The sequence below is a fragment of the Blastocatellia bacterium genome (assembly GCA_035573895.1).
Taxonomy (GTDB): Bacteria; Acidobacteriota; Blastocatellia; order HR10; family HR10; genus DATLZR01.
Window position 1 is genome coordinate 1 of record DATLZR010000087.1, and the last position, 8,381, is coordinate 8,381.

General features: G+C 60.4%; 9 protein-coding genes. All 9 read left to right on the plus strand.

The features are described 5' to 3' along the window. The first annotated feature begins 338 nt into the window (after positions 1-338). The 9 genes from VNM72_08685 (at position 339) to VNM72_08725 (ending at position 8,376) form a co-directional block, all read left to right on the plus strand. Positions 339-554 carry a hypothetical protein gene (locus VNM72_08685; protein ID HXF05478.1) on the plus strand — a complete coding sequence of 72 codons (216 nt, stop codon included), beginning with the start codon at positions 339-341 and terminating at the stop codon, positions 552-554. Between the two features lie 4 nt (positions 555-558). Further along, the gene (locus VNM72_08690; GenBank protein HXF05479.1) at positions 559-1,245 is read left to right on the plus strand and encodes a glycine cleavage system protein H; all 687 of its coding nucleotides are present in this window, start codon (positions 559-561) and stop codon (positions 1,243-1,245) included. 284 nt (positions 1,246-1,529) lie between these two features. Continuing rightward, positions 1,530-2,342 carry a 4Fe-4S dicluster domain-containing protein gene (locus VNM72_08695; GenBank protein ID HXF05480.1) on the plus strand — a complete coding sequence of 271 codons (813 nt, stop codon included), beginning with the start codon at positions 1,530-1,532 and terminating at the stop codon, positions 2,340-2,342. After that, positions 2,339-3,934, plus strand: a complete 1,596-nt coding sequence (hybB, locus tag VNM72_08700; protein HXF05481.1) for a Ni/Fe-hydrogenase cytochrome b subunit — start codon at positions 2,339-2,341, stop codon at positions 3,932-3,934. Before VNM72_08695 ends, hybB begins: the two co-directional genes overlap by 4 nt. Continuing rightward, complete coding sequence (locus VNM72_08705; protein HXF05482.1) at positions 3,931-5,661, plus strand: ATP-binding protein; 1,731 nt, start codon at positions 3,931-3,933, stop codon at positions 5,659-5,661. Before hybB ends, VNM72_08705 begins: the two co-directional genes overlap by 4 nt. Further along, on the plus strand, positions 5,658-7,019 hold the full coding sequence (locus tag VNM72_08710; protein HXF05483.1) for a sigma-54 dependent transcriptional regulator: 1,362 nt from the start codon (positions 5,658-5,660) through the stop codon (positions 7,017-7,019). Before VNM72_08705 ends, VNM72_08710 begins: the two co-directional genes overlap by 4 nt. A 154-nt stretch (positions 7,020-7,173) precedes the next feature. Next, positions 7,174-7,764 (plus strand): archaemetzincin family Zn-dependent metalloprotease, encoded by a 591-nt coding sequence (locus VNM72_08715; GenBank protein ID HXF05484.1) that lies wholly within the window; start codon positions 7,174-7,176, stop codon positions 7,762-7,764. After that, the gene (locus tag VNM72_08720) at positions 7,761-8,018 is read left to right on the plus strand and encodes a hypothetical protein (protein HXF05485.1); all 258 of its coding nucleotides are present in this window, start codon (positions 7,761-7,763) and stop codon (positions 8,016-8,018) included. Before VNM72_08715 ends, VNM72_08720 begins: the two co-directional genes overlap by 4 nt. Next, on the plus strand, positions 8,011-8,376 hold the full coding sequence (locus VNM72_08725; GenBank protein ID HXF05486.1) for a hydrogenase maturation nickel metallochaperone HypA: 366 nt from the start codon (positions 8,011-8,013) through the stop codon (positions 8,374-8,376). Before VNM72_08720 ends, VNM72_08725 begins: the two co-directional genes overlap by 8 nt. The last annotated feature ends 5 nt before the right edge of the window (positions 8,377-8,381 follow it).

Sequence of the window (8,381 nt, forward strand, 5' to 3'; positions counted from 1 at the left end):
GGCGAATCGGCGTCCCTTCCGGGTGGAAGCCACGGTCTTTTCTTGCTCAATCCCTTCGGCGGAAAGTGTAGATTTTCTCAACAGCGCCTGATGAGATTTTCAACTTCGACTAAACCGAAATAGGGGATCGTTTGCTGGCGATTTCCGGTTCTTCCCGATCGTGACCTGTTGAATTTTTCAGCGAGTTGATGCCGACAGGGAGAACGCCTCCGCCGAAACCCGCTCACCAAGTTATTTGGTGTCATCAGCTAGCGGGGAAGGCCAAGGAGTATCGGCAATGGCACGCCGGTTGCCATGAAAAAGTGGAAACACAATGACCGAAGGAAGGAGCCAGAGCCATGAAACGGCAACAGGCGCAACAAAACTTTTCCGCATCGGGCGAACCGCTGAAGTGCATCTGGATGCTGGCCGGGGTACTGACCTATCGGCTCTGTGATCGGGAGTATGATTGCGAGCATTGTCCGCTCGATGCAGCGCTCCGGGAAACTGCTCCTTCTCAGCCTAACCTCGCCCTGGGCCCTGTGATGGCCGACGGAGGCGAGGAAAGGAGGTGAGATCATGGTTGCTTTATTTGTCATCCTCACAATTGTGGCATTCATCGCGGTGGATTCTCTCGTTCAGTGGAACGAGGCCAGGCAGCGTCAACGCCAGCTTCGACCGGTGGAAGGGGTGCCTCGGTGGCTCACATTTGGATTGGAGAGCGTGAGTGTGCCGGCGGGAGTCTTCCTCGGTCCAGGACACACCTGGATGCGCTTGGATCTGGCGGGAACAGCTCATGTCGGTGTGGATCAGTTTGTGCAGAGGGCAATCGGTCGAATTGATGCAATTGAACTGCCTCGACCGGGACAGACTGTTCAGGAGGGCGAGCCGCTCGTCACCCTCCGTCAGGGCGATCGCCTGGCGCCCGTTCGGTCCCCGGTGGACGGAACCGTTGTGGCGGTCAACGAGAACCTGGCCCGACATCCCGAAGTCCTGGCGACTGATCCCTACGTCGAGGGTTGGATTGCCGTCATCAAGCCCCGTCACCTTGCCTCGGCGCTGCGGCGGCTGTTGATCGCCGAGGAAGCTCGCGCCTGGCTCAAGCAGGAGCTGGAAAGGTTCAAGGAGTTCATCGCCTCTCGACCTCTTGAGACGGTGGCTGTCGGACAGGCCCTTCAGGATGGGGGACATCCAACGGCAGGCGTCCTTGAGTTGATGGACGAGCAGACGTGGGTCCTCTTCACCGAGGAGTTCCTGTCTACGTAGCGCGGACTTTCCAGCCACGTAGCGCAGACGTTCGAGTCTGGGACAACCGCAGGCTGGAAGGCCCGCGCTACCGGATGGCTGCAGGTGGGTGCTATCACCCAGCTCTTGCTGCTGTCCTGGACCGGTGCGAGTGAAGCGCTCATCGGCCTTCTCGCCAATTCCCGGAAGGCACATCACTTGCAACTTGAGCGCAGAATCAGTCGGAAGACTCCCATGTGGAACGGGAATTGCACGCTCATTGTGCTCGGATGTGGTGACCGTATAGAAGCCCGGGAGGGAACACAATGGCGACCGGGAAGAAGAAAGGATTGCTCTTTGACAGCACGCGCTGCATCGGCTGCGGAGCTTGCTACCTGGCCTGTAAAGAGCGGAATCGTCTTCCGGTGACGGCGGAGGACCCTCTCGCCGATGAGCTTTCGGCTGTGACCTACACGGTCGTTCAGAATCGGCGAGGGCGATTTGTCCGACGCCTGTGCATGCACTGTGAGGATCCGACCTGTGCGTCGGTCTGTCCGGTGGGGGCGCTGGAGAAGACGCCTCTCGGTCCGGTGGTTTACCATCCGGATCGGTGCATTGGCTGTCGGTATTGCATGGTAGCCTGTCCTTTTGGTGTCCCCCGGTACGAATGGCGGAGCCGGACGCCGCGCGTCCGCAAGTGCGACCTCTGTTACGATCGCGTGGCCGCCGGATTGCCGACGGCTTGCGCCGCCGTCTGTCCCACCGGGGCCACGAGATTCGGCGACCGCGATGAGCTGATCGAAGAAGCGCGCGCCCGCATTCGTGCTGAACCCGATCGGTATCATCCCCACATTTACGGACTGGAAGAAGTCGGTGGAACATCCGTCTTACTTATTGCCGATGTCGCCCCGGAGAACCTGGGCTATCGGACGGATCTGAGCGCCGAGCCGTTGCCGCTGTTGACCTGGAATGTGCTCAAGAAGATTCCCAACTTCGTCCTGGTGGGCGGAGTGCTTCTCGGAGGACTCTGGTGGATCACCAATCGTCGCATTGCAGTCGCACGGGCGGAGCGGGAGGCTCTGGGCACAAACCGGCAGACCGAAGAGGGCCAGCCCTCTGATCGGGAGGAGCAGGTATGAAGATCATCGTACGTCCTCGCATCACCTTCTGGCGCGTTGTGGCCGGCGTGATCTTCCTGAGCGGGCTCTACAGCACCTATGTTCGATTCAGCGGGGGACTGGGCGCGAGTACGGCTCTGAGCGACCGCTTCCCCTGGGGCCTGTGGGTCGGCTTCGACGTTCTGTGCGGAGTGGCGCTGGCGGCGGGCGGATTCACCATGAGCGCCGTCGTCTACATTTTTCATATCGAGCGATTTAAGCCGATCATTCGCCCGACGATCCTCACGGCCTTCCTCGGCTATTTGCTGGTCATCGTCGCGTTGCTCTTCGATCTGGGGAAGCCCTACAACATCTGGCATCCGCTGGTGATGTGGAATCCCCATTCGGTGATGTTCGAGGTGGCCTGGTGCGTCATGCTCTACACGACCGTCCTGGCCCTGGAATTCAGCCCCCTGCTGTGGGAGCGATTGCGCTGGGAGAAGCCACTGAAGGTCATGCACGCGCTCACGGTCCCTCTGGTCATTCTCGGCGTGATTCTGTCGTTCCTCCATCAGAGCAGTTTGGGATCGCTCTTTCTGATCGTGCCGCACCGGCTGCATCCGCTCTGGTATTCCCCGTTATTGCCGGTGTTCTTCTTCGTCTCGGCTCTGGCGCTGGGGTGCGCGATGACGATCTTTGAATCGTTCCTCAGTTTTCGCGCGTTTCGCAAACGACTGGAGTTGCATCTGCTGACGGATCTGGGAAAGGTGATCGTGGGAGTGCTCGCTCTCTATCTCACGTTGAAGTTGCAGGACCTGGCCGGACGGGGGGCCTTGCGGCTCGCCTTTGAACCGACCTACGAGGGTCGGCTGTTTCTCGCCGAGATGGTCCTGGGCACGATCGCGCCGATGGTGTTGCTCTTGATTCCCCGCGTGCGCACCGACGATTTCGGCTTGTTTGTGTCGGCAGTGATGGTCGTGCTGGGGTTCATCATGAATCGGCTCAACGTGAGCATCACCGGCATGGAGGCCTCTTCGGGCGTCGCCTATTTCCCGAGCTGGACGGAAATTTCGGTGACCATGATGATCGTCGCGCTGGGGTTCGTGCTGTTCGGTCTGGCGGTGAAGTACCTGCGGGTCTTCCCGCCGGAGGAAGTTGCCCGTCCGGCGGCTGTGGAATTACCGGCGCCGGCGGTGCTCCGTCGCTTGCGGCAGGGCAGCACGGCCGTCGTCGCCACGGTGGGAGGCGTCTTCCTCGTTCTCGTTCTCGCTCTGGGGTACAGCGGACTGCGACTGCGGCCCACGCGGGCGTGGGCTGCCCCACCGGCAGCCGAGGGTGATCTTCAGCGCGGGCTGGAACATTTCACTGTTCCTCCGGACATCGTCTATCAGCGATCCGAAGCGAGTCCCGGCACGGTGACGTTCAGTCATGCTTCTCATATTGATTGGAATCGCCCTCGCTGCACGGTGTGTCACCATCAGCCCTATTCTCTCGTGACGTCCGTTTCGGATCGTTCGTCACCCCGCAAGCCTCCAGGCGATATGCACGCCGAGGCCTTCTGCGGGCGATGTCATAACGGGAAGCAGGCGTTCAACGTCAAGGAAGATTGCGCCACCTGCCATAAGGGACCATGACGACCATCGGCAGACCATCCATTCGGCGCTGGACGTCGGTGCTCGGCTTGAAGCTGACCGTGTGCCTGATGGCGAGCATGGTGGTGGTGTTCGCCGGGTTCGGTTCCTGGGCGATTCGGTTTCATCGGCGAACGCTCGAAGAGATGGTACTCACGAGCGCCGATCGGACAAGCGACATCATCAAACGCAGCACCCGCTACAGCATGATGAGAAATCACCGGGATGAGGTCTACCAGATCATCAAGACGATCGGGACCGAGCCCGGCATGCACAAGATCCGCATCTTCAACGAGGAGGGGAAGATCAGCTTCTCCACCGATGAGCGCGAGGTCAACACGCTCGTGGACAAGCGGGCCGAAGCCTGCTACGGCTGTCACAGTCAGGAGCAACCACTCGGACGGCTGAATCGGCCCGACCGCGTGCGCATCTACACGGGAACGACGGGAGAGCGCATCCTGGGGATCATCAATCCCATTGAGAACGAACCGAGCTGTTACACCGCGTCCTGCCATGCTCATCCGCCCGACAAGCAGATTCTCGGTGTGCTCGATGTGACCATGTCGCTGGCCCGCGTGGATGAGGTCATCATTCAGGGGCAGCGGCGGATGATGACCGGTCTTGTGCTGGCGATCGTGCTCGTTTCGCTGGTCATCGGCGGAGTCATCTGGATGATGGTTCACCGCCCCATCGAGCAGCTCATGGCGGGGATCGAGCGCGTGGCCGCCGGAGACCTGTCCTCCAAAATCACCATTTCCCGTCGGGATGAAATGGGCGTCCTGGCCGCTTCGTTCAACGACATGACCGAGAAGCTGAAGAGGGCCTACGATGAGATCACCGAGTGGGCGCACGTGCTGGAGAGTCGGGTGGAGGAGAAGACACGAGAGCTGCAACGGGCGCACGACCAGATGCTGCAGGTCGAGCGGATGGCCTCGATGGGCAAGCTGGCCGCCATCATCGCTCATGAGATCAACAATCCCCTGGCGGGCATCTTCACCTATGCCAAGCTGCTGCTCAAGAAGATGGATCGGGCCGCGCCGGAGAACGCCCGCCAGTATCTGGAGATGATCGCCCAGGAATCGGCCCGCTGCGGCGAGCTGGTGAAAAATCTGTTGCAGTTCGCCCGCTCGACCCGGGTTAAGCCTCAGCCGAACTCTCTCAATGCCCTCATCGAGCAATCGCTGCGGCTCGTGCAGCATAAGATTGATCTCATGGGCGTGCGGACGCGCTTGGACCTCGATCCGCAGATCGGACCGATCATCTGCGATGCCCAGCAGATCAAGCAGGCGCTCGTCGCCCTGCTCATCAATGCCTGCGAGGCCATGCGGCCCGGCGAAGGACTGCTGGAGATCGAGTCGCATCGGGTGGAGGATCCGCCGGGCGCGGAAATTCTCATCCGCGACAACGGCATCGGAATGGATGAGGAGACGCAGCGTCGCATCTTCGAGCCGTTCTTCACCACCAAGGAGACGGGGAGCCTGGGACTGGGATTGTCCGTCGTGCTCACCATCATCACCCGTCACGGAGGAGAGATTCGCGTCCAATCCGCTCCGGGGCAGGGAACGACGTTCACTCTTCGTCTCCCCGAACGCCCTCCGCATCCGACCGAGACGGATGATGAGGTGGGTCGCCCCGACTCGCCTTTTTTCCTCCTCTCCGAGGGAGGGACGCTGTCCTCATCTCTCCGCAGCCGCAGCGAAGACTCTCAGAACTCTGAGGTGAAGCGATGAACCAGAAGAAAAACGCCGTTCGCATCCTCATCGTGGATGACGAAGCGATTGTGCGGGAATCGCTGGGGAACTGGTTCCGCGAGGAAGGATACGAGGTCGCCGTCGCTGCCTCCGGCAAAGAGGCGCTGGAGAAGCTGGCCACCGAGTCCTGGGACATCTACCTCATTGACATCAAAATGCCGGGGATGGATGGATTGGAACTCCAGCGGAAGATCACCGAGATCAATCCCCAGGCCACCATCATTATTATGACGGCCTACGCCTCGGTGGACACAGCCGTCAGCGCCATGAAACAGGGAGCCTACGATTACATCGTCAAACCGTTTGATCCCGATGAGCTGGAGCACCTCATCCGCAACGCGGTGGAGCGGAAAAATCTCCTCAGCGAAAATATCCGTCTGCGACAGAAAATAGACGAAATGGCTCGCTTCCACGAGATCATCGGTCAGAGCCCCGCGATCCGGCGCGTCCTGGAGCAGGTGAGTCTGGTCGCTCCCTCGGATACGACCGTTCTCATTCGCGGCGAGAGCGGTACGGGCAAGGAGCTGATCGCCCGGGCCATCCATGCCAACAGTCCCCGGCGCTACATGCCCATCATCATCGTCAACTGCGGGGCTCTGTCGGAAGGAGTCATCGAGAGCGAACTCTTCGGTCACGAGAAGGGAGCCTTCACCGGCGCCCTCTACCGCCGCAAGGGAAAATTCGAACTGGCCGACGGGGGAACGCTCTTCCTCGACGAAATCGGTGACATCAGCCTCAAGACGCAGGTTGACCTGCTGCGCGTTCTCGAAGAGAAGAAAATCTTTCGCGTCGGAGGGAACACGCCGATTCCCGTTGACTTCCGCCTGATCGCGGCCACCAACAAGGATCTCGAAGCCATGGTGGCCGACCGCACCTTCCGCGAGGACCTCTACTATCGGATCAATGTTTTCTCCATCGCCATTCCTCCGCTGCGCGAGCGGCGCGAGGATATTCCATTGCTCGTCGAACACTTCATCGAGCGGTTCGCCCGAAGCATGAACAAGCCCGTCAGCGGCATCTCCCGCGATGCCCTGAATCTGCTCATGAGTTATGACTGGCCGGGCAATGTTCGTGAGCTGCAAAACGCCATCGAGCGAGCGGTTCTGGTCTGTCGCGGTCGAGAGATTCAGCCGAGCGATCTTCCGCTCCACATCAATGACACGCGAGAGCTTCCCCTGGGGAAATCTCTCGCCGATGTCGAACGACAGCACATCCAGCGCATCCTGCGAGAGACCGAGTGGAACATCTCTCAGGCTGCCCGGGTGCTGGGTATTGATCGGGTCACGCTTTACAACAAGATCCGAAAATACGGACTCGCCCGCGACGGCACCACGTAAAGTAGCGCAGACTTTCCAGTCTGCGAAGAAGTAGCGCAGACTTTCTAGTCTGCGAAAAACCCCGCAGGCTGGAAAGCCTGCGCTACAAGAACGACCGCAGGCTGGAAAGCCTGCGCCACAAAAGCCTGCGCTACGCGCACGCGTCGGTCAAGCTATGATTCATCTGGTCGCCGTGGGTTTGGTAGCTCGTCCGATTCTCGAATTTCTCGCCCTGGTCCTGGAAGATGACCTGGCCATGACCTGCGCTATTTCTCCCCATCGGATTGACGTGAGCGACGCATACGACCCCATGCGCCAGCAGTATCACTCCAGTCGCATCCTCGCCCACCTGGTGGAACGAGAAAATGACCTGCTGCTGCCGTCCGCGGCGGATCCGCCGGATCAGGAGAAGATTCTCGGCGTGGCCGATGTGGACCTGTTCATTCCCATCCTGACGTTCGTCTTCGGCCAGGCCCAGCTCGGACGGCGGGCCGCCGTGGTGTCGGTCTATCGCTTGCGCCAGCAGTTCTACGGCCTGCCTGAAGACGAGGCCCTGTTCCTGGAGCGATGCGAGAAAGAGGCGCTCCATGAACTGGGACATACCTTCGGCCTGGTTCATTGTCAGAATTACGAGTGCGTCATGCACTACTCCAACTCCATCGAGCAGGTAGACCTCAAATCCAACCGCTTCTGCACGGCCTGCGCCCGCTTGCTGCCCGGGCCGCCGTTTCAGGCTCAGATGCGCCTTCGAGGGAACCGCCTATGAGGGAGCAGAAAGACTCATCCGCCCGGCATGCGCGAAAGGCAGAGGCTCGGGACCTCGCCCGTTTCGCCATTCCTCAACGGAAGATTGCCGCGTGTCTATGGGCGCTCATCCGGGGAATCATCAATGTGCTCACGCACGCCACGAAGAAAATGCGTTTGCCAGCGGATGAAAGCGTCCAGCGAATGAGCCATCCGCTGGAACCTTTCATCCGATGGGATGATTATTTTCAAGGGGGCACTCATACGTATGCATGAACTCATCTACGCGTCCTTGCTTCTGGAAGAAATCGAGAAAGCCCTGGCCGGTCGTCCCGACGCCATGGTGCGCCGCGTCCGGGTTCGCCTGGGAGAGGGAACGCGGGTGACTCCCGAAGCTCTCCGGGCGGCCTTCGACTGGTTGAAGGAGAAGACGCGAGCGGCTTCGGCACAACTGGAGATCACACCCGTGCCGCTGCGCATTCGCTGCACGCTCTGCGAGACCGTCTACCGGAGTCGGGAGATCCTCGGCGAGTGTCCGCGCTGCGGCGCTCTCGGCGGCGAGTGGCAAAGCGGCGCCGAATGTGATCTGACCGATCTGGAGATCGAGCACGCCGAAGCGTTCGCCTCTCCGTGAGGCGC

Bases quoted from the DNA above. Each gene is read 5' to 3' on its own strand.
- VNM72_08685 (HXF05478.1), top strand. From the start codon at position 339: ATGAAACGGCAACAGGCGCAACAAAACTTTTCCGCATCGGGCGAACCG.
- VNM72_08690 (HXF05479.1), top strand. From the start codon at position 559: ATGGTTGCTTTATTTGTCATCCTCACAATTGTGGCATTCATCGCGGTG.
- VNM72_08695 (HXF05480.1), top strand. From the start codon at position 1,530: ATGGCGACCGGGAAGAAGAAAGGATTGCTCTTTGACAGCACGCGCTGC.
- hybB (HXF05481.1), top strand. From the start codon at position 2,339: ATGAAGATCATCGTACGTCCTCGCATCACCTTCTGGCGCGTTGTGGCC.
- VNM72_08705 (HXF05482.1), top strand. From the start codon at position 3,931: ATGACGACCATCGGCAGACCATCCATTCGGCGCTGGACGTCGGTGCTC.
- VNM72_08710 (HXF05483.1), top strand. From the start codon at position 5,658: ATGAACCAGAAGAAAAACGCCGTTCGCATCCTCATCGTGGATGACGAA.
- VNM72_08715 (HXF05484.1), top strand. From the start codon at position 7,174: ATGATTCATCTGGTCGCCGTGGGTTTGGTAGCTCGTCCGATTCTCGAA.
- VNM72_08720 (HXF05485.1), top strand. From the start codon at position 7,761: ATGAGGGAGCAGAAAGACTCATCCGCCCGGCATGCGCGAAAGGCAGAG.
- VNM72_08725 (HXF05486.1), top strand. From the start codon at position 8,011: ATGCATGAACTCATCTACGCGTCCTTGCTTCTGGAAGAAATCGAGAAA.